This window comes from Marivirga arenosa (assembly GCF_030503875.2).
Taxonomy (GTDB): Bacteria; Bacteroidota; Bacteroidia; order Cytophagales; family Cyclobacteriaceae; genus Marivirga; species Marivirga arenosa.
This window is the reverse complement of the sequence record NZ_CP129968.2, coordinates 2,650,553-2,675,881: the sequence shown is the minus strand read 5'-3', so window position 1 is coordinate 2,675,881 and position 25,329 is coordinate 2,650,553. Positions and strand designations below refer to the sequence as shown.

At 33.2% G+C, this 25,329-nt stretch carries 19 protein-coding genes; 5 read left to right on the top strand and 14 right to left on the bottom strand.

Translation table 11 applies throughout. The annotated features are described in order from the left end of the window. Position 1: 1 nt before the first annotated feature. The 4 genes from msrB to QYS47_RS11575 all read right to left on the bottom strand — a co-directional run bounded on the left by msrB (position 2) and on the right by QYS47_RS11575 (position 5,369). Positions 2–517 carry a peptide-methionine (R)-S-oxide reductase MsrB gene (gene msrB / locus QYS47_RS11590; RefSeq protein WP_308356479.1) on the bottom strand — a complete coding sequence of 172 codons (516 nt, stop codon included), beginning with the start codon at positions 515–517 and terminating at the stop codon, positions 2–4. A 69-nt stretch (positions 518–586) separates the two neighbouring features. Beyond that, positions 587–1,198 carry a flavin reductase family protein gene (locus QYS47_RS11585; RefSeq protein WP_322346269.1) on the bottom strand — a complete coding sequence of 204 codons (612 nt, stop codon included), beginning with the start codon at positions 1,196–1,198 and terminating at the stop codon, positions 587–589. Between the two features lie 176 nt (positions 1,199–1,374). Next, positions 1,375–4,146: a ligand-binding sensor domain-containing protein gene (locus QYS47_RS11580; protein ID WP_322346267.1), complete on the bottom strand. Its 2,772-nt coding sequence runs from the start codon at positions 4,144–4,146 to the stop codon at positions 1,375–1,377. 161 nt (positions 4,147–4,307) lie between these two features. Beyond that, positions 4,308–5,369 (bottom strand): flavin monoamine oxidase family protein, encoded by a 1,062-nt coding sequence (locus tag QYS47_RS11575; protein WP_322346266.1) that lies wholly within the window; start codon positions 5,367–5,369, stop codon positions 4,308–4,310. 162 nt (positions 5,370–5,531) lie between these two features. Between QYS47_RS11575 and QYS47_RS11570 the strand changes: the two genes are divergently transcribed. The 3 genes from QYS47_RS11570 (at position 5,532) to QYS47_RS11560 (ending at position 11,325) form a co-directional block, all read left to right on the top strand. Continuing rightward, positions 5,532–10,022 (top strand): AAA family ATPase, encoded by a 4,491-nt coding sequence (locus QYS47_RS11570; protein ID WP_322346262.1) that lies wholly within the window; start codon positions 5,532–5,534, stop codon positions 10,020–10,022. Between the two features lie 161 nt (positions 10,023–10,183). Beyond that, positions 10,184–10,717: a hypothetical protein gene (locus tag QYS47_RS11565; RefSeq protein ID WP_322346260.1), complete on the top strand. Its 534-nt coding sequence runs from the start codon at positions 10,184–10,186 to the stop codon at positions 10,715–10,717. A gap of 236 nt (positions 10,718–10,953) precedes the next feature. Beyond that, positions 10,954–11,325 (top strand): hypothetical protein, encoded by a 372-nt coding sequence (locus tag QYS47_RS11560; protein ID WP_302124622.1) that lies wholly within the window; start codon positions 10,954–10,956, stop codon positions 11,323–11,325. A gap of 8 nt (positions 11,326–11,333) precedes the next feature. On the opposite strand, the gene QYS47_RS11555 is transcribed toward QYS47_RS11560, so the two are convergent. Beyond that, positions 11,334–13,322 (bottom strand): translation factor GTPase family protein, encoded by a 1,989-nt coding sequence (locus QYS47_RS11555; protein ID WP_322346257.1) that lies wholly within the window; start codon positions 13,320–13,322, stop codon positions 11,334–11,336. A 67-nt stretch (positions 13,323–13,389) separates the two neighbouring features. Continuing rightward, positions 13,390–14,514 carry an FAD-dependent monooxygenase gene (locus QYS47_RS11550; protein WP_322346255.1) on the bottom strand — a complete coding sequence of 375 codons (1,125 nt, stop codon included), beginning with the start codon at positions 14,512–14,514 and terminating at the stop codon, positions 13,390–13,392. 54 nt (positions 14,515–14,568) lie between these two features. Here QYS47_RS11550 and QYS47_RS11545 point away from each other — a divergent pair, with 54 nt between their 5' ends. Continuing rightward, positions 14,569–15,180 (top strand): TetR/AcrR family transcriptional regulator, encoded by a 612-nt coding sequence (locus QYS47_RS11545; RefSeq protein ID WP_322346253.1) that lies wholly within the window; start codon positions 14,569–14,571, stop codon positions 15,178–15,180. A gap of 366 nt (positions 15,181–15,546) precedes the next feature. Here the strand turns inward: QYS47_RS11545 and QYS47_RS11540 are convergent, their stop codons facing one another. The 7 genes from QYS47_RS11540 to QYS47_RS11510 all read right to left on the bottom strand — a co-directional run bounded on the left by QYS47_RS11540 (position 15,547) and on the right by QYS47_RS11510 (position 21,158). Then, on the bottom strand, positions 15,547–16,128 hold the full coding sequence (locus QYS47_RS11540; protein WP_302124632.1) for a hypothetical protein: 582 nt from the start codon (positions 16,126–16,128) through the stop codon (positions 15,547–15,549). 299 nt (positions 16,129–16,427) lie between these two features. Then, on the bottom strand, positions 16,428–16,724 hold the full coding sequence (locus QYS47_RS11535; protein WP_302124634.1) for a chaperone modulator CbpM: 297 nt from the start codon (positions 16,722–16,724) through the stop codon (positions 16,428–16,430). Beyond that, positions 16,724–17,620, bottom strand: coding sequence for a J domain-containing protein (locus tag QYS47_RS11530; protein WP_322346249.1), 897 nt, complete (start codon positions 17,618–17,620; stop codon positions 16,724–16,726). Before QYS47_RS11530 ends, QYS47_RS11535 begins: the two co-directional genes overlap by 1 nt. A 366-nt stretch (positions 17,621–17,986) precedes the next feature. Beyond that, positions 17,987–18,325, bottom strand: a complete 339-nt coding sequence (locus QYS47_RS11525; protein WP_322346246.1) for a hypothetical protein — start codon at positions 18,323–18,325, stop codon at positions 17,987–17,989. 42 nt (positions 18,326–18,367) lie between these two features. Continuing rightward, positions 18,368–19,579 (bottom strand): Shedu immune nuclease family protein, encoded by a 1,212-nt coding sequence (locus QYS47_RS11520; protein WP_322346244.1) that lies wholly within the window; start codon positions 19,577–19,579, stop codon positions 18,368–18,370. Positions 19,580–19,722: 143 nt separating this feature from the next. After that, positions 19,723–20,157, bottom strand: coding sequence for a hypothetical protein (locus QYS47_RS11515; protein WP_302124643.1), 435 nt, complete (start codon positions 20,155–20,157; stop codon positions 19,723–19,725). Between the two features lie 188 nt (positions 20,158–20,345). After that, the gene (locus QYS47_RS11510; protein ID WP_322346241.1) at positions 20,346–21,158 is read right to left on the bottom strand and encodes a crotonase/enoyl-CoA hydratase family protein; all 813 of its coding nucleotides are present in this window, start codon (positions 21,156–21,158) and stop codon (positions 20,346–20,348) included. A 1,485-nt stretch (positions 21,159–22,643) separates the two neighbouring features. Here QYS47_RS11510 and QYS47_RS11505 point away from each other — a divergent pair. After that, positions 22,644–22,844: a YwbE family protein gene (locus tag QYS47_RS11505; RefSeq protein ID WP_322346239.1), complete on the top strand. Its 201-nt coding sequence runs from the start codon at positions 22,644–22,646 to the stop codon at positions 22,842–22,844. A 362-nt stretch (positions 22,845–23,206) separates the two neighbouring features. On the opposite strand, the gene QYS47_RS11500 is transcribed toward QYS47_RS11505, so the two are convergent. Beyond that, on the bottom strand, positions 23,207–25,057 hold the full coding sequence (locus tag QYS47_RS11500) for a hypothetical protein (RefSeq protein ID WP_322346237.1): 1,851 nt from the start codon (positions 25,055–25,057) through the stop codon (positions 23,207–23,209). Positions 25,058–25,329: the final 272 nt, after the last annotated feature.

Here is a 25,329-nt window from a genome sequence, read left to right as displayed (position 1 = left end):
TTTATTCTTCTTTAAAATCTAAAGCTGCTGAATTCAGACAATATCTTAAGCCTGTAGGTTTAGGGCCATCTTCAAATACGTGGCCTAAATGTCCTCCGCATTTTGCACAGACTACTTCTGTGCGAACCATGCCTAAAGATCGATCTTCAACTTCTAGCACATTTTCATCATTAATAGGTTTAAAAAAGCTTGGCCATCCTGTACCACTTTCATATTTCGTTTCAGAACTAAATAATTTAGTTTTACATCCATTACAAACAAAAACACCTTCCTTTTTGAAATCATTATATTTTCCAGTGAAGGCCCTTTCAGTTCCGGCTTCTCTAAGTACTTTGTAAGCCATAGGATCTAAGGCTTCTTTCCATTCCTGCTCCGTTTTTTGAACTTCAAATGTATGGTTTTTCAGTTCCTTTTTTGTTTCAGAGCTGCTGTTGTGTTGTGCACAGGCTTGAAAACATATTGACATGAAGGCTACGGTCATAATTGTACCGATTTGACTTATCGTAAGATGTTTCATTTTTTGAATTATTAATTACTGATGTGTTATTATACTGTTATAAAAAGATTTGGTTTTGTATTTTTCCAATTATGGCTTTGCATATTTAAACTTATCTAATTTCTCAGTTTTTAAATATTGATATAAACCCGAAACAGCCACTGTTTGTGCCAAAGATATATCTACTGATCCATCATTCTGTATGTATTTTTCATCTAAATAGGCATGCTGAATGCTACCAATAACTAATATTGTTCCATTCACTTTTATTGGATGTTCTTCTTCAAATTTTAATCCCAATTTTATATTAGATTGCTTTACATAGGGAGGGATAAAACTATGAAGATACTCTTCTTGAAATCCGCATCTATGAAATTCCGATTCAGCTTTTTCATATTTCGCAGACGTTTGATGCGCTTTTTCAATAAAGTCCTCCTGTACATGATTGATGGTGTAAAACCCAGTTTCTTTAATGTTAGAATACGTATGTCTTTCAACTGTAGTAGGTCTAAGTATGAAACCTAGGTAGGGTGGATTTGCGCCAATGTGAACTACTGAATTAAATATAGCTAAGTTTGTTTGCTTATTTTTATCAATTGTACCGATCAAATTAGCGCTTTTGAAGCCTGATATCGTATTGAAGAAATTTCCTCTATACCGACTTTCCATTTCATCTATTGCCTTTTTATCAATATGTAGCATATCATAAATTTTATTGATGTAAATACATATATTTAATGATATTGTTTTGGTTTTAACTTTATTAGAAAAAAATATGAGTGTTCTTTATGCGGGAAATTAATTATAAGCTTTAAAATAAGTATAGTATAATTTAGCTAAGGCTTGGCTATAAAACTATCTATACTTTAAGTCAAAAGTTAATTAATATTATCATCTATTTGATCTTGCTCTCTGTTATTGGCATTTATTACCTCAATACTATTTGCTTCTTGTAAATCACTTAGATCTACATTATCTAATAACTTATTAATATGTCTCGTGATGATGTCCAATTCCTTTCCAGTTTCTTGAATAAGGCTTAATATCTTTTCATATTCAGTCTGCTGAGATAATTTTAAAAGATTCAACAAACCTATCATTCTGCAAATTGGGCCTCTGAGCTCATGTGAATTCATGAACGCATACTTTGAAAGTCTATCATTTTGTTCCCTAAGTTTACGAGTTCTGTCTTGAACAATCTCCTCCAATCTTTCATTGTTGGTGGCTATTTCTTCACTCTGACTTATTAATTCCTCATTTTGGGCCTGTATTTCATCATTCATTCTTTGAATTTCTTGAGTACGAAGTTTGACCTCTTTTTTTAGTTTTTGTTGGTTTTTAAGTATAAAATAGAATCTTATCCTATAAATACTGTAAAGAAGAATGAGAACTCCTATTATTGAAATAGCAACAAACCAATAAGTGTAGTAAAAGGGTTTTTCGATAGTAAAGCTCAAGCTTTTAGGTACACTCCAATTATTATTATCCAGGCTAGACTCTACTAAAAACTCAAAGTCACCTGGAGGTAAATTAGTATAGCGAACTGAGTTTGAATTTGGATTATCGATATAAAGCCAGTCTTCATCAAAACCATTGAGCTTGTAACGGTAATTGATTTGATTCTCATCAAAATAGGATACCCCTAGAAATTGAAATTCAATAGTATTATTATCATGTTTTAAAATATTTTGACTTTCAGTTAAAACACTGCCTTCAAGAGTTTCAGCCTTTTTAAGTTGAAGATTTGGAATTAATTCCGTACTTAAATCTTCATCAAAATTATAAACGGATGCTCCCATTTCAGTTCCTATCCAGACTTCCTCTTTGTTAATTTGAAGAAATGCATTTCTATTGATTTCATCACCCACTAAGCCATGTGCTTTATTGTAATTGGTGATATCCATACCATCCCAAATAAAGATACCTTCATTCGTCCCCAACCATAAATTATTATTCTTGCTCACAAATAGGCTGTAAATGGCAACTCTATTTAGTTTTTCAGATGTGAAAAAAGGTACGATTTGCTTATTTTTAATAACAGCTAAACCTCCGCTAGTTCCTATGAAATATTGATCGTTCCATTTACATACATTGTAAACATTATTGTAAATGCGAGATGATGATGTGAATTGCTGAATATTTTTAGTAGAAGGATTATATAAAAATAAACCTTCAGAAGTGCTTAATGCAGCTATTGTATCTTTATTTAATTGACTTATATTTCGAATATAAGGTACTTTTACTTCTTTTTTTATTACACCTTCTTCATAACTATATAAAGCTACATTAGTTGAATAGTATAATTTATCATTGATAAATTCAACAGAGGTTACAACATGATCTTCATTTTTAGTCTTCCAATCGAGATTTATGACTTCCTGACCATCATACAATTTTAATCCAGCAGAATTAGCTGCAATAAAAAGCTGATTTGAACCATTAGTTGCTAAATCTAGAATTCTTATGCCAGCTTTAAAGCCAATATTTAGTTTTTTAACAATATTTCCATTTTCAAGAAAATTAAGCTGATTTTGGTTTGCTAAAATTAGCTGCTGGTCATGGTACGTTATCGCAGTTACTTCATCATTTGCTAAGCCTATATTTTCATTGTAATTCTGAAATCTAAGAACATTAAATTTAAATAATCCTCTATGATCACCTACCCAAACATTGTTCTCAGTATCCACATAAATTCTGTTGCTTTGGGCATTAAATACACGACCATTAATGTAAAGAATTTTTCCATAACCAGTTGATCTATCTAAAAATTGTGCAGAACTCATGCTACTATAAAAAATTCTACCAAAGCGATCCACTGTTAAATTATGTTTATTAAATCTACTGGATGAATTAACTCCTGTATCATTACTAAGGTATTTAAATTCATCATCCTGATATAAAGCAAGCCAGTTTATGCCTAATAGGTATAAATCTTTTTTGTCCCAATGGATTTGTAGAACCTCATCATTAATTTCTAGATGTTGATTAATAGGATGACTTGAAATGGAATTATTAAGTGTATAGAGACCTTCAGAAGTGGAAATGTAAGCTATTTTATTATGAAACTTAATCGAGTTTATTCTGTAATAAGGATTATCGGATAATTGATATTTTTGCAAGGTAGAACTGCTAGTTTCATGTAAATAAATAGTGTTTCTACCCCCAATAATAATACTGTAACCAGAATTATTTAACCTGACATCAAAAGTGAATTTACCCTCAATTTTTTCTATACCCTCTAGCTTAACTGATTGCCAGTTTTCATTTTTATAATATTTAATTACAAAATCGTTGCTATTCTGTCCTGCCGTCCAGACTGAGCCATCTTCCAAGGCTCTTATATAGGAGTAAGGGGAATTTGGTAATTGAAGACTATCAGAGAAAAGATGCCATTTTAAGGAATTATAATTTACAACTCCTTTTGAAGTCATAAACCACATTATTCCATCATTGGCTTGTGTAATATCAAAAATTGCATTTGTAGGCATTCCATCACGTATGGAATACACCTTAGCCGGATAAAACTGTGACCATGCTGTGGAATGAATAATTCCTAAGAGTAGAAAGATGTTAATGATTCTGATTAATTCAGTCAGTCTTTTCACAACAGTTTTATGATTCTTTATGGCAATATTTAATAGAACATTCACTTAATATATTTTAATGAAACCTTGTATAAAAAGTTTTTGTAGAATTAAATTTTGATAGTTTGATATAAAAATAACGTTTATAAAATTAAAATTTATAGTTTGTCTCTTTTCAGATATGATTTTTCGATTAAACAACATGGATTGTTTACTAAACCTTCATATTATGTGATAATATCTTCCTTTAATTGTCGTATTATTCTCTTCGCAATTGAATTAGCTACTTGAACAGCCCCATCCATATAGCCAGGAAACTGTAGTGCCGCCTCTGTACTTGAGATGTAAAGTTTATGATCAAAATGACTAATCCTGAAAATAGGATGACCGTTATTTTGGTGTGGAATTAATTGGCTTTCAGATGAATCATAGGTAAACAACTCTTCACTCCAAATGCATTCTTTATACTCCAAATATTCTGAGGCCTTTTCACCAAATACATTTTTGATTTGATTTATGACTGCATTTTCTCTTTCTGATTTGGATAATTGAGCATATGCAGGATTCATAAAACCACATAGAGCATATCTTGATCTTTCATGATTACAATGATCATAAAATTCAACTATTGGACCACTATTGCTAAACAATGTTCCAGACAATCCATCTTCCACCCAAAAGGAAGAATTATAACTAATACCAACTTTAATAGATTCTTCCATCCAAGTATGAGTATCTTTAGCGACATTCATTAATTCTTCAGGAAGTTTTGGACTGATTTTTATTCTATTGGCCCATAATTTTGGTGGAATTGCAATCACTATATTATCTGCTCGAAATTCTTCATTTGCCTTTATTGTGAATTTATTATCATCATAAATTATTTCAGTAACCTTTTGATTAAGCAGAACTTGATCTTTTCTAATTAGATTATAAATGTGATGTATCAAATTTGATGAACCTCCTGAAATTCGATAAGTAGGCTCTTGTGGCGGTATTTCAATTGGCTGTGCTGGCGAATTTGGGTTTGCCTGATAAAAAGATTTCCCATTTGAATACTGCTCAAATGCTGGAATATTCAATTCTTTTAATAATTCAATTAAGTTTTGATGTTGACTTCCAAACCATGTGGCACCCATTTCAATAGCCGTATTTTCCTCAGCTTGTTCAGTATTTATTCTCCCACCTATTCTGTTTCTTGCTTCTAAGATTGTATAGGGAATGTTTTCTTGATGTAAGCGATAAGCGGTCAGTAATCCCGATAATCCTGCCCCAATAATTATGACCATGTTTTTAGAAATTGAAATATTTTGATAAATAAAGCATTAACTAAAAATTTATATATCTGTTACAACATTTATCTTTTTAATTAGATTTTAGTAAGCTTCCTCAAATAATTTAGCGACTATAATCTTTATATCTTTGTTTTCTGAAATTTGAAAATCTCTTTTATGAAGCTTAAAAATGCCCATCAAAATAACCTTAAAAATATTAATCTTGAGTTACCTGAAAATCAACTAATAGTCGTAACTGGCCTTTCTGGTTCAGGAAAATCATCCTTAGCGATGGGGGTTATAGCAAATGAAGGCTATCGATATTTTTTAGAAAGCTTAGCAGCCTATAACCAGCAAAATGCTTTAGCAATTCCAACAGCTGAGGTAGATGAAATTGATGATTTACTTCCTGTCATTAAAGTAGAGCAATCAAAACGATTTCAATCCATTAATACTACTTTTGGAACCCTTTCAGAATTAACCGCTATTTTCAGAATTTTATTTGCTCGCTATTCTGGTGAAGACATAATGAGTAAATCTCTTTTTTCATTTAATCATCCAAAAGGAGCCTGTGAAGTTTGTAGAGGAATTGGAGAAGCAGAGTTTATTGATTTAAACAAACTCATTGGAGACGAGAATAAAACCCTAAGAGAAGGAGCCATAACTACCACTTTACCTGGTGGCTATATTGTTTATTCACAGGTTACAGTTGAAGAGCTAAATAAGGTATGTGAAGCGCATGGCTTTAATGTTGACATCCCTTGGAAAGAGCTTAGCGAGGAACAAAAGGATGTGATATTGAATGGGAGTGAGCGTATAAAGGTGTATTATGGTAAGCATAGTTTAGAATCAAGGTTAAGATGGGAGGGATTCAAGGCTAAACCGAGAGAGGAGCATTATTATAAAGGAATGCTGCCCATCATGAATGATATTCTTAAACGAGATCGAAACCCGAATATTTTAAAGTTTGTCAGTTCAAAATTATGCCCAAGTTGCAAGGGTGCAAGAATAAAAGCTGAGCATCTTAAATATAAATGGAAAGACTACAATTTTCAGGAGTGGATGGAAATGCCTTTGAATCCTTTATTTGAGAAGTTAAAAGATGAATCACTTAATGAAGGAGAAAAGCTATTAGTTGATAAGATCTTGATCCAATTAAATGATCTGATCCAACTTGGAATGGAAGATTATTCTATGAGCATTCCTAGTACTGAAATTTCCTCTGGAGACGCTCAGCGGATAAAATTAATAAAACAAGTTAATAGCAATTTACAGGGCATATTATATGTATTTGATGAGCCTTCAATAGGTTTAGCAGCTCCATATCAAGAGTATTTATTATACATGCTGAAGCGTTTAATTAAGAAGGGAAATACCGTAATGGTGGTGGAGCATGACTTAAACTTTATAGAGCAGGCAGACTGGATACTAGAATTAGGTCCTAAAGCAGGACGATTTGGTGGAGATGTTATTTTTAATGGTTCTCTGGATAAGTTTCTTAATTCAAAAAATATTGATAGCCCGACTTTAAATGAAATTCAAAAGTCAGTAAACAATAAACCATTAAAGCCTAATCAAAATACAAAGCAAATCTTAAATTTTCAGCCGGGTAGCTTAAATGTTATCAGTAGAAAAACTGAAGATATTTCGAGCAAGTTGAAAGATTTTGCCAATTGTAAAGACTACAATATGGTTAGGGTGACAGATCAGCCGATAGGGAAAACACCGAGAAGTAATCCTGCTACTTATACCGCTTTAGCTGATAAGTTACGAGACCTTTTCGCTAAAACAGAAAAAGCAAAAACGCTTAATTTGAAGAAAGGCGCTTTTTCTTTTAATAACAAAATGGGCAGATGTGAAACATGTGAGGGAGCAGGAGTAATCAGTTTATCGATGAGTGTTATGGGCAATATTAATCAGACTTGTCCTAGCTGTAATGGCAAGCGATTTAAACCAGAAGTATTACAAGTTGAATGGCAGAATAAAAATATAGCAGATGTATATAATTTAAGCGTTGAACAAGCACTAGACTTTTTTTCTGAAGAAAAAGCGATAGCTAAAGTGTTAGAACTTATGATTCAATTAGGGCTAGGGTATCTTAAATTGGGCCAGCCATCGAATACCCTTTCTGGTGGTGAAGCTCAGCGAATCAAACTAACCAAACATTTTGCTAAGCCGACCAGAAATAGCCTTTTAATCTTAGAAGAACCAAGTATTGGTTTGCATCAGCAAAATGTAAGGCAATTATTAGAAGCTCTGCATCAGCTTAAAAAGCAAACTGCTGGCATTATCTGTTTTGAAAATCATGCTTTATTCCATGATGAATGTGACCAGTGGATTGATAATTCAATTCCATTTGAGAAAAGGGAATTAGCTGCAGTGAAGCAAGATGATACAAAAAGCATCCATGTAAAAGGGGCAAATACCCATCACCTCAAAGATCTAAATATTGTATTCCCTAAAAATAAATTATCGGTATTAAGCGGAATTTCTGGCTCTGGTAAATCATCATTATTGATAGACACATTGCATGGATACGGTTTACAAGAAATGACCAAGCAATTTAGCTCATACCAGCAATCTAGAGTAGGTGTTAATTTTCAGTTTGAGGTAGAGAATATTACCGGGCTTAGCCCGACTATTTGCATAAGCCGAAAAGAGAAAAGTGAAAATCTACGTTCTGATATAGCCAAGCAAACTGGAATCGATAAATTATTACGTTTTGCATTTTCCCGAAAGGCACAATATGAAGGAGATGAATTATCTGCTAGTCATTTTTCTAATCACCATGAACTAGGAAGATGTGCTATTTGTGAGGGAGTAGGAGTGGAGTTACTACCGGATCTTGAAAAGATTATTCATAATGAAAATTTGAGCATAGCAGAAGGCTTGTTTACTCATAACAAAGCATTAGCTTATTACGGTGAACCCGATAGTAGGCATATGGCGATTTTTGAGGAGCTTGCCAAAGCGAATGGATTTAGCACTAAAACCCCTTTTAAAGAGTTTAATGAAGAGCAAAGAAGATTATTATTTGAAGGCGCAGGTGATAAAGTATGGGAAACGGAATGGAGATTCAAAACGAAGACGAGAAGCGGAACTCAGCAAGTTAGCATGAGGTGGGAAGGACTATTTCATTACCTCAAGGATGAATATTATAAAACCAGAAAGAATAAGCATATTGATAACTTAAAGGCATTATTTTCTCCTGCGACTTGCGGTGAATGCTCTGGCAGTGGTTTGAAAAAAGAACGCCTTGACTATAAGTTGGAAGGAAAATCTATTCAAGATGTTAAAGAGATGAACTTTAATGAGCTGGATAACTGGCTTTCTCAATCTTTAGGAAAGAATACGATTGATTACAAATTAATTAATCGATTCAAACCCTATTTAGAGCAGACGATAGAAAGAGCAAAACAGCTGCATATAAACCATTTACAATTAAGTAGAAAATCACCAAGCTTATCTGGTGGGGAAAACCAAAGGGTCGAGCTCATCAAACAATTGAATTCTCCTTTAAAAGGAATTACTTATTTATTGGATGAGCCTTCTGCAGGTTTATCGGTTGAGAATATTCCGGATTTAATAAAATTATTAAAGGAGTTAATCGATAAAGGAAATACAGTGATTGTTATTGAGCATAATAAGGAAATCATTCTCGCTGCGGATCAATTGGTAGAATTAGGACCTAAAGCAGGTAAATTAGGAGGTGAAATTATATTTCAGGGGACGCCTCAATCTTTCTTAAAGCAAGATTGTTGTCATCCTTATTTAAAAACAGCCGGGAAGAAGCTAAGTCTTAAAACAGGGGGTCAGGCTATTCAAATTAAAAACATAAATCGATACAGCTTAAAAAAGGAAAAACTAAATGTACCAATTGGTGGAATTACAGCCATCAGTGGTAAATCCGGTATTGGGAAAACGACTTTAGTGAAGGATATTATAATACCCAGTATAAATATAGGAACAGCTGTTCATTGTTCAGAAATAGATTTTCCAAGGAAATATAAAGCAGCTCAATATTTTGAAGCTATAAAACTGAGAGCATATAATAATACCTTAGTAGTAGATTATCTTGATTTGTTAAGCTTGGTAATCAAGGTGTTTGCTAAGAATACTGATTTAAAGACACAGGAATTCTCTTACAAAAATAAGAAAGGGCAATGTCCAAATTGTAAGGGTAGAGGGGTAATTGAAACCAGTCTTGATATTGCAGCCAATACTATAGAAACTTGTGAGGTTTGTAAGGGGACCAGATACCAACAATATGTGTTAGATTATAAAGTCGATGGACTCAATATTGCTGAAGTATTAGACTTCAATTTGGCAGAGTTAAATTCTTGGTTTGCGCAACATAAAGTGAGTAGCAAAAAGATTTCCTTTTTAGACAAGATGTCATCCATTGGTTTAGATCACTTGACTTTAAACCAGCCAGTTAAGAGTTTATCTTCAGGTGAAAAGCAAAGATTATTGCTCTTGAACTGCTTAGAAGATCAAACTGAAAATACTTTATATGTATTGGATGAACCCAGTATAGGTTTACATTTTGAAGATATCGATTTGCTTTTTGATATCCTTGAAAAGTTAAGCCGAAGAAACGATATAGTAGTAATTGATCATAACCCTTATTTATTGGAGAAAATTGGGGTTGGGGTGGTGCTGAAGTAAGGATAAGTTATTTGTATTTGACTTATGAGAATAGCCTTGTTTAATCTTTGGCTAATAGATTCATAGCTATATAGTTCAAAAGGTACGATTAAACGAAAAAGGGTTTTTTGAATCAACTTAATAAAGTAGTTTTAATGTTAATCATAAAAATTATAAATAATATGAAGTTAAAATCTACTTTCAAATTATCGCTTATAGCGCTATTTACACTTTCTATTTTTGCATGTGATGAATTTGATGATATTTTAGATATTGATGTTCCTCAAAACTTTGAGAAAACTGCAAGGGTTTTATCTGACCAAGCAAAAGATACTACAGTTCTAGTTATTATAGATCCCTCTGTTGAGGAGATTCAAGAATATAAGGACCGAGTGAAAGAATTTACTTTAGAAAGACTTACTTTGCAAGTAAATGATAGGATAGATGCTTCTGCTCCTACCAGCATAGCGATAAGTCTTACCTTTTTTGGAGCCAATCCTGGCGCTCCATTTTTCGAAGTGGAGAATTCATTAGATTATACTTCAGAAACCGATATTGAAATTCCTGACGCCATTTTAGAAGAGATTGAAGGTTACGTTGAAAATTTTGAGCCATTTGCATTTCATGTTATAGCTAGCAGTGAGGGCCCTGTTGACTTTGATGCGGTATTCAATATTTACGGCCTCCTAACGGTATCACCAGAAAGTAATAATTAGTAAATTAAATTTATTTGCAAGAAAAAAGCCTTAAGCAATTAAATTGTTTGAGGCTTTTTTGTTACTATTTTAAATGTAGAATAGATCATGTTTAAGATGTATCCAACTCTAACAAATAGATATATTATTTATTGTTACATTTCTTTTGAATAAACACACCAATAATGTTTGGCTGTGAAAGAGAATTCCAACCTATCAAATCCATATGGTGTCTTTCAATTATCATAACTAATAGAATGAAAAGACTTATCCCCATACTTTTACTAACGCTAAGCATCGTTGCTTGCGAACCAGAAGACTCAAAAATTTCCAAAGATTGTACTTATACAGCAACAGTGGTCGATATGTCTTCAACCGATGGTTGTGGTTTTGTTTTTCAACTCGATAATGGTGATTATTTAGAGCCGGTTTGGCGATGGGGCTTTTGCGGCACACCTCCTTTACCTGAAGGAGCAGAAGAAGATCCTTTATGGGACTTTACCTATGTTGAAGGGCAGCGCGTTCGATTAGGGTATGAAGCTGCGGAAGATGTTGGCAGTATTTGTATGATAGGTAAACCCGTTTACATTACTTGTCTAGAGGTTATAGGGGAAGTGGGAGTAGAATAAATATAAAATTAGGTCATCATTCTTTCATCTGCCTTGAATGCGCCACGCATATGCAAAATCCACTGTGATTCATCTAATGGTGAAACGCCTCTGTAAGCCCTCTCTTTATCCTCTGTTAAAGCAGTTTTCTCGTAACCATCGAGCTTAAATTTTAATCGACCTTTACCCGAAGTTGTAGCATTGAATTTTATGGGGTAGTTCATGGATTTAGCTACAGGAACTCTGCCTTTTAAGATAAAATACTCTTCATCAAAAAACGGAGATTCCAATTGAGCTTGCATCTGACTGAGATCGCTGCTTACTGCCCCCAGCAATTCCTGATGAGCTTTAATTTCAAAGGCATACATGGGTTCTAAAAGATCAGTCCCTGCATTCTCCAAGCCTCGCATGATGCCCATTGGGGTTGCCAATAAAAAGTCTCCCGGATTAGAATGAACGCTATGCTCTTCACCCTTTATTAGGGTGATATGGATATCCGTGACTTCATATCCATGAATTCCTTGTTTCAAAGTCCAGGGTATAGCACGCTTTACTTCATTGATATACTTTTGACTGATATCACTAGTGCGTACATGATTGGTGAACTGTGTACCACTTCCAGAAGGGCCTGGTTCAATTTTGAATGTCATGATAGCCCAGCAAGGTTTTGGCATCCAATAGCGTACATAGCCTTCTGCAGATTTTGAAGGAGTTTCTTTATATACCACTTTAGGAGGAAGAAACTCTGCTTCTATATCCCATCTTTGCTCTAAACTATCCTTCAAAACCTCTGTTTGAATAGGACCTAATATTTTGATGTGAAACTCTCTTTCCTCTTTGAACCATTTAAAATCCAAAATAGGATCTTCCATATTTAGAATTTCTAATGCTTCCCCTAACTTTTGATAGTTTTTGTCTTCAACAGCTTTTACTTCAACAGCTAATACAGCATTACTGATTTTTGTAAATTCATCATCAAGTTCTTGATTCCCTAATATGTCACCTGATTGAATAATCTCTGAAGTAGTGATTAGACCAATTTCTCCAGCATGGAGTTCATTTACCTGGTTGAATCCTGTTGTTTCAGCTTTGTAGATTTGATTTATTTTAATGTCCTGCTCCAGTTGTTGAGATAAGATGCTGTCCTTAGTTTTAAGTGTGCTTCCATAGGATTTGATATAGGCCAACCTTCCCATTTTATCATGGAGTTCCACTTTAAATACCTTAGCTGATGGTGTGGAGTAGTATTTTTGATCTGAAGGAATTAGCAACTCCATGTTTTTCAGCAATGCTTCAATGCCAATTCCTAATTTAGCACTTCCAAAGAGTGCAGGGTAAAGGTTTCCCTTCTTCAAATGTGGAATCGCTTGCTTTACAATATCTTTTGGATCATCTAGATTCTCCTCTAAATATTGCTCCAAAAATTCTTCATCATGTTCTGCTAAATTTTCTATCGACTGATTTAAAATGGGGTTCTCTGCTAAATTGACGGATTTTTCAAATGCGGTTAAACTATATTGCCCTTCGGTTATGTTGGGTGAATTTAAAGCAAATAGGGGAGCTTGTAGTTCTTTTTGGAAATCACTAAATACTTGTTCAGGGTAAACTCCATCTCTATCAATCTTATTAAAGAAAATAATGACCGGTAGATTTCGCTCCTTTAAACTTTCCCACAAATTTAAAGTGTGGGCTTGAACGCCTTCTTTGGCTGAGACTACTAAAATAACGGCATCTAAAACTGATAATGAACGGTCAACCTCAGCAGCAAAATCAATATGGCCAGGAGTATCCACTAATTGAAATTGTGTGTCTTTCCAATTGAAATTTATAGAGGAGGCTTTAATAGAAATGCCTCTGCTTTTTTCTAATGCTAAAGCATCTGTGATTGCTGAGCCTTTATCAACGCTACCTGCCTGCACTGTAGCACCCGCAGCATGTAGCAAACATTCAGTTAATGATGTTTTGCCCGCATCCACATGCGCTAAAATTCCTATGGTGAGTACATTCTTAGTAGACATCAAGCTGCAAACTTATCATTTTGATAAGAATTTAAGCTTTGTATTGAAAGAAATTTACTTGGAAGTTTTATAATCCATCTACCTCGTAAAGCTTATTCATTTGCTTACTCATTACCTTTTCTGGGGTTATTTTCATTATGGTTCTCATGATAAACTGACCAAAAGGGTTATGAGCCATTTTACCAAAATTCCAAGAGTTATTAACTACATATTCAACTTTCTTTCTTCTTTTTAATTCAAATTGTTTGAACGCATCTGCAGGCTTTTCAGAAGATTTTAATAGATTACTGATGTAGTAGGCATCTTCTATACCTTGGCAAGCTCCTTGTCCCATATTAGGCGTTGTAGCATGAGCTGCGTCTCCGATTAGGCAACTGTGAGTATTGTACCAATTAGGTAATCTTTTTAAATCATATAATTCTGTCTCGTGAAAAGTTTCAGAGGAGGCAATGATTTGAGAAACGATAGGGTCAAATTCTTTAAATTGATCGATGAATGAATTCTGATCTAAATTTGATGGACAATTATTTTTATTAAGAACCGTAAAATAATAGACTTTTTCATCCGATAATTGTGAAAAACCAAAACGTTTTTTATGTCCCCAAACTTCTTTTCCTTCTGCCTGTAAATGTTCTGGAAGCTCAATAGTAGCGATCCCTCTACAACATATTTGATTCGTATTTCTGTATTGGGAAGGCAAGCCCATAGTAGCGCGAACCTTTGAGTGAATTCCATCTGCCCCCAACACAATATCAGAGCTTATTGATTCATCCTTAAATTGTATTTCAATTTTCTTATTTACTAACTCATGATTAATATAAGATTTACCTAACTCTATATGGCTCGTTTCCTTTAATTTATCGAATAATATGGATTGTAATTTGGCACGATGAATAGCAATAGTCTGGTTTCCGTCTGAATCTGATACTACAGCCTTATTAATTTTCTTTATAGGTGTTAAATCAGGATAAGTAATTTCCATTTTATTTAATGTACATCCTGCCTGCTTTATTTCCTTTTCCAGACCTAACCATTGAAGCACTTTCATAGCATTGGGTTGTAGCCATATTCCTGCACCAATTTCATTTAGTGATTTTGCTTGCTCATATACTTTAGCAGGTAATCCTAACTTACTTAGAGCAAGGGCTGTAGTTAAACCAGTTATACCGCCTCCAATGATAGATATTTCCATTATTTCATTAATTTTAGGTCAAATATACTAAATTAGGTCAAGTATAATAATTATATGAAAACAAAGAATAAAATTTTATTAACCGCTTTATCTTTATTTAATAAAAGAGGAGTAAAGGATGTCACGCTCAGACAGATTGCGCTAGAAATAGGAATTAGTCAAGGCAATCTTAACTATCATTATAAAACGAAAGCCGATTTGATTGCGGAATTATATTATCAGCTTGTTGACGAAATGAATACAGAAATGGAAAAAATCGTGCAGGATCAGGCTATACTTCCTTTTCTGTATAAAAGCTCGCTTATATCCATGCAAACCTTATATAATTACCGGTTTATACTTCAGGACCTATACAAAGTACTAGAGACCAATGACAAGCTTAAAAGACATTATGTTAAACTGCAAGATTTAAGAAAACAGCAATATCTGGCACTTTTTGATCAGATGATCCAACATAAACTGATAAGAGAAAAGGCTTTTGAAGGAGAATATGAAAGGCTGTATGAAAGAATGAATATTTTGGGCGACAATTGGATTAATGCTGCTTTCCTGTTTAATATACAAGAAGATTCATTAGTTTCATATTATCACCAATTACTATTTGAAGTCATTTTCCCATATTTAACGGAAGAAGGTAGAAAGCAATATTTTAAATTAATACCTTAAAAATATAATATGTTCTCAGTAAATTTTTAATTCCTAAAATCATTACTTTCTCTTCAATGCAAAAGAAAGAGCTTTAGGATTGTGAAATTTAACATTTCTACTCATTGCTTATTGGGTTGTTAAAGAATTAAGTGTAGCAGACGCTTTATTAAGTGTTATTAGAATTGAATTTGCAGCAATTAGCACCATTAAAGCCCTATTACAACAGGCAAAGCTTGGTGGGATGAAAGCGGGACGATCATTTTAATGAGCGCTTAAGTCAGTTAGGAAGGAGGGGGGATACTAAAGGAAGGATAATTAAATAAGAAAGCACAAGTTCTAGCTTGTGCTTTTTCATTTTTTAAAGTAAGGAACTCAAACCAACTACTACCACCTAATTAAAAAAGTATCACTGTTTGCCCCTTCCTTCCTCATTTCTTTGGTGGTATCTAAATCTACGGAAACTCGTGAACCCATAGGCTTAAATTTATTAGCTACCTGTGTGATAATGCCTTCATCAAACTTAGTAGGGTAAGGATTATCACATACCATTTCAGCTTCTTTATTTTTGCTATCAAATTTTGTGACCTTGTAATACCCTATTCCAGGAGTCATTTTACCCGTTTCAGGATCAAACATTATTTTACCATTTACTCTATGATTCATATGGTAAGCAACATCAATTGATCTTAAACCTTCTTCTAAATCTTTAATGGGAGGGAATTGTGCATTGTTAATTATGGCCTTTCCTATTAAAAATAGATTCATATCGCCAAGATTCTCGGCAATATCTTTAAATGCATTTAACCAGTTTTGTTGATTGAACCATTCATTTTGATCAGGATTTACTCCATTTTTTATTAGAATTCCTAATCTTGTTTCTTTGCCTTTTTCCATTGAATTAACAATGGATAAAACTGTTTGCTTGTTTACTTCAACATCTTTGTTGAATGCGATAAATTGTGCCATGTTTCTAAATTTTGGGTTGTTAAAAAATTAGTACATAAAAAATTAATTTTAGTTTCTAGTTTAGACTTTTAGTTATTTAATGACAGTCAAATAAATGCTTATTCGGTAAGCCTATTGTAACTTATGTTACATTTAATTCTAAAAAAATTGAATTAATATATAATGTAGGTGCAAAAATAGGGGAGTTTGAATGTTGAATTACCGTCTTTGTCGTGTAAAAGATTCATATAATCGAAAAAGACTTTAATGCACTATAACATGACTAAAATCCTAATGTATAAGAGTATGATTTTAAATTTCTACTCTCCTTCATAAAGCTTTAATCGATTTTGAAGTGCTTTAATTTCTTGATTAAGTGCTTCTTGCTTTTCCAATAAATGAAAAACCACATCAATACCTTCAAGATTTAACTCTAACTCATGATATAATCTCATTATTTTTTCGAATTTATTGAGCTGATCGTGGTGTATAAATGGTTTCTCTTCTATTAATTCAATAGTAATTAGCCCCATTTTATTTAACTCATCTACAAAACTAATTTCAATATTGTATTGAGAGCATAGCGTATAAGTGGATATTAATTCTTTCGTTTTCATCAGCTTCTTAAGTTTTGAAGTTCTTTAAATAAGGCTTTTTCTTTATCAGACAGTTGGGTAGGGATGCTGATATGATAGGTGATGATCATATCTCCAAATTGTCCTTCTTTTTTGTAAACAGGAAAGCCTTTTCCTTTCAGTTTTGCCTTGGATCCATTGTCTGTGCCGGCTTTGATTTTCAGTTTCACCTGTCCATCAAAAGTATCTACCAGAAGTTCACCACCCAGTATAGCAGTGTATAAATCTAGCTTTACATCCTGATATAAATTATCACCCACTCGTTTGAATTTTGGATGTGGGGCAATATTAAATTGAATGTACAAATCACCATTCGGACCGCCATTATAGCCCTGGCCTCCTTTACCCTTAATTTTGATTTTCTGTCCGTCTTCCACTCCAGCTGGAATGGTGAGTCTGATCTTTTGACCGTTAACCGTTAAAACTTGCTTTTGAGTGCTGTAAACATCGGCTAAGTTGAGATTGAGTTCGGCATGATAATCCTGGCCTTTGAATTTTGCAGAACGCCCAGCTTGACTGAATGAAGCCCCACCGCCAAACATGGATTCAAAGAAATCAGAGAAATCGCCTTCGTTAAAACCAGATGCGCCACCTGCACTATAAGCCTGCTGTTGTTGCCTTTGTTGCTGACGCGCTTTTTCATATTCCTCACCATGCTTCCAGTTTTCACCATATTGATCGTACTTTTTACGTTTCTCAGGATCGCTCAATACTTCATTCGCTTCATTGATGGCTTTGAATTTTTGCTCCGCTTCTTTATTGTCAGGATTAACATCCGGATGGTACTTCCGGGCCAGCTTGCGATAGGCAGCTTTAATCTCCTTTTCGGTAGCAGATTTGCTAAGCCCTAGGGTTTTATAATAATCTATAAATGCCATTTTAATAGGGTTAAAGACCTATTAAATTTAACGTATTTAGGGTAGGAGAGTTAAGGGTTTTGAGCGTGAATTTAGAGATGAAAAAGAGTTATAAAATAGGTGATGATGATTGAAAGGGGGGTGGTTAAATTGCCTTTTTGGAAGAGGATAAGTTGTCTTAAATGATTGTCCACCATGCAGAGCATGGCGGGAACGGGGCGATATTTGACAATTAATTTAAAAAAATTTGACCACATGCCTCTACTTAAAATTTGTAACAAGTATGCTTAAAATATTACAGAAAAATAGTCTAAGTTGTGTACAAAATCATTCTCTTCAAATAATATTAATTGATTCTTACAGAAAGTTATAACCTAATCTCTAAATTTACAGTCCTCCAAAAATAGATTTCACATCATCAGCACTTGATGAATTATTAAAAGTTGCCAAAACAGTCCCGTTTTGGTTTCTATCACGAATCTCAATATTTCCTGTATTATGGTTGTACGCTAACGCATATCTATGCCCATCCACAGTTAACCATAAAATATTTGCAGTTTCTTCCTTATAAGTTCTTACTTCAATATCTTGCGTTGCGCGCCAAATTACTGCACCTGCAAGTGTTAATACTATTTCATTTACGTTGTGCCCGTGGTCATCTGCACGATGCATTACTCCGTTGATGTATTCATTAAGGAGAGTCAATGTTGTGATAGTTAGTGGCATATTTAATGAGTTTAAAATGTTTACTTTTCGGGTTCGAAGCACTTATTTGAATTTATCTAATGTATTTTCCAGTCTTTTAATTAAATCATCATAGGTAATTACCTCTACCACATTTGCATATTTTCTTTTTATAATTTCTAAATCAAATAACTGATCTGTACTAAGGTTATCATCTCTACCTATAATAATTAACCCTTTCGGATTAGTTATTTTTAAATTAAAATCTTGAGGCAATTCATTTTTATATTTTTTGGTAAGTGTTTTTTCACCATTAATTCCCCATTTATTAAGATGAAATATATATTTTTCTAATTGCATAATTGTTCCTGACAGTTCTTTCATAGGAGTATAATTATCCCGATATGTCTTTTTTGTCACTATGCAGTTTTCAAAAGGCTTCTTTATTTCTATGACATCAATATTTCCATTTGCATCGATTAACATTAAATCTATTTTTCTATTTGTTGATTTATCAGGTTTAGAATAGTAATCTTTTATATGAACCTCTGAAAAACATAGAATGTATTTAGGAAATAAGATGAGAATAATATCTAGAATTTGATTTTGCCAATCACTTTCACTATAAATGTCACTATTGTCAAGCATCTCTTTAAGAGTTTTCAATATAAATTGATACTTCTCATATTCATATTCGTTCAATGATGGAAACGACCTTATATTTCCTATCCTATTACGATTCTCAATGTACTTTTCAAATGCCTTTCCTGAGTCATTAACATTATCTAAATACTGTGATAAAACATTGGTAATTCTAGAATTAACATAATGTTTTAGTTCAGTTCTAGAAGGGAAAGAATTAATAATATCTTTAAAAACTTGTTCTGGAATAGCACTTTCCTTGTCTCCTCCAATAATAATTTGTTGGTCAGCAAGTTTCTCGAACTTAAAGAGTATTGATATGTTACTATTGACAATAAAATACTTATTACTAATTGTACAAGATTTGTGAAATAAGACATCATTTTTCGTCTCAAGTATGGTATTGTAAATTCTATAATAATCGTCAGATAAACGCCCAATTTCAAACGTCATTGAATGACCAAATGAAAGAGATAAGGAAGTACCCGGTATTAAATTAGAATCTTTTACTAAATCATCTTCAGTTAATCGAAAAGTACCTTTTGCTCTAAAATCCTCACCTTTTTCAAATAATTCATTTATCCATTCGGTACCATTTTCTGGTGTATACTCTAGATAAATTTTATTATTGTTTATTGTTATTTCTATATTCATTTATGAGGTTTTGGAACTAAGAAAGATAAAAGGAGGAAAAGTTAACTTCCTTCCAATCCTTTATATTATTATATCAGCCATTGAAAACCTTCAATCTATAAGGGCTTCTCAGGTTTTAGTTTTTGATTGAAATTCTTTAAAACTTATCTATCTAAGTTTTGAATTGCTTCTTCCGTTTGATTAATAAATTTCAAAATATCTTCATGTTTCATTCCTTTTGTATGAAATAGAATTTCTTTCCCACTTTCTGAAGCAATGGAGATTACATATTTTCTATTTTTGATATAGATATAAACGCATATTGTCATTCCAATAAGACCCGCTACTAAAAGATCAGTATCATCCATAGAATAGCCATAAACCAAAACTAAAGCACCAATAATGGCAAGTAAGAGTAATAAAAGATTGTTCTTATATTTTAATTCAATAGAACTAATCTTATTTAGCATCATACTAACTATGTGAGCCTTACCTAAAGCTTTTGCGGCATATCTAATTCGTTGATTTGTTAGGGTAATGATCTTTTGATCAGATTGAGTTATAATTTGCTCATCTTTTAAGAGGTATTTAGTTTCCATAAGTAAAAAATATATTTAATTGTTCCTTATTCCAACACCCAGAAAGCTTTATGAAATGGATGGGTATAAAGGTTCTGGTTGTTGAAGAGTTGTAAATATAGAAGAACCGTTCTAAAATTCAGCATCGATATTGTACTATTCATCGAAAAAATAAAAATTTAATTACTGCGTAATACGCAAATGTGTTTTTAATCCTTAAAGTCAGGCGATCGTTTTTCCATGCTGGCTTTAAAAGCTTCACTTAAATCATCGGATAGGAGCATAGCAGCATTCCAAGTAGCCATATAATTTAGTGAATCCTCTACTGAATGATCCCGGCTGTATTTCAATACTTCTTTGGTACCTCTAATCGATAAGGGTGATTTGGAAGCAATGGTGCGAGCTAGTTTAGTCACGCTTTCTAAAAGTTCATCTTTTGAGAAATAGGTTTGATTCACTAAACCAATTTCTTTGGCTTCTTTGCCTTGCACTTTTCGTCCTGTATAGGCCATTTCGGATACCATTCCCGGTGATATTAATTTGGGTAATCGCTGTAAGGTACCTAAATCTGCTACCATGCCTAGATCAATTTCTTTAATGGTGAAATAGGCATTCTCCGTGCAATAGCGTATGTCACAAGCGGCTACAATATCCACGCCTCCGCCTATGCAACCGCCATGTACGGCTGCCAGCACGGGTTTCTTACATTTTTCTATGGCATTTACCGCTTCTTGCAAGCTCAACACTAAGCTTCTGATGGCTTCGCTTCTTCTTCCTGCACATTCTATTTTCTGATATTCACCTACCGACATCAAGAGTTCTAAATCGATACCTGCGCAAAAGTTTTTGCCTTCTCCTGCTAATACTATGGCCCGAACTTCTGACTGTTCGGATAGGCTGTTGAATATCTCCTTCATTTCTGTCCAGGCCGGCATATGCAGAGCATTTGATTTTTCTGCTCGGTTAAAGGTTACTGTAGCTACTTTATTTTTAATCTCTACTTTGAAATATTGATAGTCCATAGTGTTTTGCTTTTAGGTATTGGTTTAAAATTAGGGAATAGTTGCTGATTTTCTTTTTGCTTGTACAAAAAGAAACAAAAATACAAGAAAGTTTAAAGCTGCCACCCGCCATTCCAGCGCTGGCCCGCTAAACTTTCGTCCCGCCCGCTTTTCCGCTAAGGCGGAAGTGGGGGAGTTAGCAAGGAATTGTATCTTGGTAGACAACGCTTTTTCAGAGCGTCATTCCTGACTTGATCAGGAATCTCTTTGTTGCGCTTGCTATACTTAAGGTGAATCGTACTTTACTGTCAGGATAAAGAGAATATAAAATGCTCTTTCTTTTCTTTTTGCTTGTACAAAAAGAAACAAAAATACAAGAAAGTTTAAAGCTGCCACCCGCCATTCCAGCTTTGGCCCGCTAAAATTTCGTCCCGCCCGCTTTTCCGAATGCTTTGGAGTTGTGGGAGTTAGCAAGGAATTGTGTCATAATAGAGAATGTTTATTCAGAACGTCATTCCTGACTTGATCAGGAATCTTTTGAGTAGGATTTCTATACTTATATTGTATCGCACTTTACTGTCAGGAAAAGGAGAATATAAAATGTTCATTCCTTTCTTTTTGCTTGTACAAAAAGAAACAAAAATACAAGAAAGTTTAAAGCTACCACCCGCTATTCCAGCGCTGGCCCGCTAAACTTTCGTCCCGCCCGCTTTTCCGCTAAGGCGGAAGTGGGGGAGCTAGCTAGGATATTTCTTTTTTGAAACTGATAACTCAAAGCGTCATTGCGAATGAAGTGAAGCAATCTACCTTAATCTTAAAGTGTGTTTTTTTACGTAAAACGTTTATTCAGATCGTCATTCCTGACTTGATCAGGAATCTTTTGAGTAGGATTTCTATACTTAAAATGAATCGTACTTTACTGTCAGGAAAAAGAGAATTTATAATACTCTTTCTTTTCTTTTTGCTTGTACAAAAAGAAACAAAAATACAAGAAAGTTTAAAGCTGCCACCCGCTATTCCAGCGCTGGCCCGCTAAACTTTCGTCCCGCCCGCTTTTCCGCTAAGGCGGAAGTGGGGGAGTTAGCAAGGAATTGTATCTTGATAGACAACGCTTATTCAGAGCTTCATTGCGAACGCAGTGAAGCAATCTACCTTAATCTTAAAGTGTGTTTTTTTTTACAGAAAACGTTTATTCAAAGCGTCATTCCTGACTTGATCAGGAATCTCTTGCGTAGGATTTCTTTACTTATAGTGAATCGCACTTTACTGTCAGGAAAAAGAGCATTTTATATTCTCTTTCCTTTCTTTTTGCTTGTACAAAAAGAAACAAAAATACAAGAAAGTTTAATGCTGCCACCCGCTATTCCAGCGCTGGCCCGCTAAACTTTCGTCCCGCCCGCTTTTCCGAATTCTTCGGAAGTGGGGGAGTTAGCTATGTTATATTATAAAATACGGTTATGCTATTATTTTGCCTTAAATTGCAATTCATTTCAAAATTAAGAAATCATGCCAGACGGTAGAAATAGAAAAGATATTCAAATAGGAGCGGAGGTAGCCATAGTGATGAAAGAAGATCAGCGTACCGGTGATCTAACAGATGGCTTCGTGGAGAAAATACTAACTAAATCCTCCTTTCATCCTCATGGGATTAAAGTCCGACTGGAGACTGGAGAGGTAGGGAGAGTAAAGGAGATTATGGAGGATTAATATTACAATGGTAAGGTAAGAAATAGTTCAAGCATCCGCTTGGGTCTTTCCATGTGTTGAGGGCTTTGAGTGTGAATTAAATCATGAAAATGACTTAGGAGGAGTGCAAATGAATGAGGAGATCGGCTGAGTCATTTTGAAAAGTCTTACAGCTTCTTAAAGATTTTGGATGTATTTAATATTTATTACCACTATGTTATAAATGGTGGTAACAGGGAATGAAACAAAAATGGGTAAAAAAATACCCTAAAAATATTCAATCCCTAAAGAAAAAATCTGAAGGTTTGCATGTTGAGCTCAACAGAAAAGCTCTAATGATTCGCGCCTTTAGCGCAACATTAGAGCTTAGATTTTGTATACCGTTATTTTTTATTAGTTAAAGCTGAAATGTATTCAATTATCGGAATATCGAACCCGAAATTAATAAAATCATTATCTATCTTTTTATCAATGATTGGACTTGCTATACTCACATTTACACATAACCCATTAAAAAAAGTTATTCCTATACCAGCTCCAACAACAGCATAATTAAAATTATTTTCTGATTTAAGGTCAACAAGGTTGTATAATAGTCCAGAACCATAGGCGACAAAGTGAAAATCACTTATCAAGGGCTCTTCTTGTGGTCTAAACCAATGAGTTGTTCTTCCATAATAATTAAAACTTTCACCAGCTTTAAATGCGTGAGTATATTTCCAATTCCAAACTTTCCATTTTAAACCTAATTTTTCACTTGCAAAATATAAGTTACTCAAAGATGATTGAGTTCCATCATTATTAGAGATTAATGAATTTGATTCGTTAAATGAAGCATAATTAGTACCAATACTGAAAAAAGGCGTAATATATTTAGTTATTCCTCTTTTTGTTTCTGATGAGAAATTCTGGTCTAATGTATATATTAAAGATTCTATATCTACATATAAATATCCAATACTTTCAGAATTGGAATCGTTATTTACAAGATTTCCATATTCATTATATTCTACTATAGTGTTTTCTAATAAAAGCTCTAACATGGTTGAAATGACATCATTTGGATAATGGTTTTTGGCTACGTTGATAAATTTGATTAGTATAAATTTTAAAGCATTATATTGCTTTTGAGTTAATGAAAAATCTTTGAAGTTAACTTTATGTAATCCACTGAAGAAATTATATATCTGCCTATATTCATCATAGTTAAAATCAATGAAAGAGGTTAATTTTGTTATTAATAATTTCTGATTATCATTAAGTAAAAAATCAAATTTGTCTTGTAATTCATTTATTTTCATTGTGATTTCAGATGCAGTTAATTCATCTAGACTTTTCAATAAAGATTCAATTTTGTTCTTGAAATCATCTGAAATGTTCTTTGATTCGGCTTCTCCAATACTTGGGTACTTATTTAAAATTTTTGCTTTTAATTCTCCTTTATTAATTGACTGAATTTCATTTTTAAGTAGATTCAAGCTATTCAAATTTTCAAATAAATTTTTGATTTTATTTTCAGTCGTCAATTTTAAATTTTCTAATTGTTGAATAGAATATATTTGATTGTTAGGGTCACTATCTTGTGCATATCGTTTTTCTTTTTCGAAAGTATTATCTTTCTCATTCCAAATACGGAAATTTAAATCTGATATCGAGTCGTCAAATTTAAAAAGCTCTTGAATTATCGTTTCATTTTGCGGTTCTATAATAATGCTATAAACCATATCAATTATGACATTGAACTTATGAACACTTGCTTCATCTATTTCATACCTGTTGTAATTTGGTATTCCTTTTTTATTAGTGTCAAAAGAGGTTATTTTAGCTCCTTTAACTATATCAGGATTTGTATAAATTGCTAATCCGAAAATAAAACCAAATTCTGCAGATTTTTCGATTGCAGATTTGGTCATCACTTTTTTGTTTTTTCCACTTGTCAGAATATCCATAAGACTATACAAGTAATTATAAGTCGCAAAATTATTTAATCGTTTTTTATAATTGTTTTCCGAATTATTAAATTGACTAATAATTGTGTTTTTAAATACTCTTTGTTTTATTTCTTCTTGTTTTTTCTGAATTATAGCAGTTAATACCTCTGTGTTAATAGTCCCCTTAGATAGAGAAGGACTTGAACCTGTGAAATTTAATGTTGGACTAGTTTGAGTTTCTTGTGAAAAGGCTGTTGTACTGATCAAAATCAGTAATGCTAATGTTTGTATTTTATTTCTCATATTTTGGTTGGTTATATTGGTATATCATATTTGACTATCAGCATTTCTGATGTTCTCTATTTATTTATGAATAACAACAATGCATTTAATTATTTAATCAACTCCCGGAAATCTTTATTGAATGTTAATTTACTCTCAAACAGGATGTCTTCGAGTGGGTATAAAGGTTTTGGTTGCTGATTAATTACAATTGTAATTTTGAAAGAAATGGTATGAATTCAAAAGGAAGAGTGAAATAAAAACTAAAAATACCTATAAATAGGTATGCATCA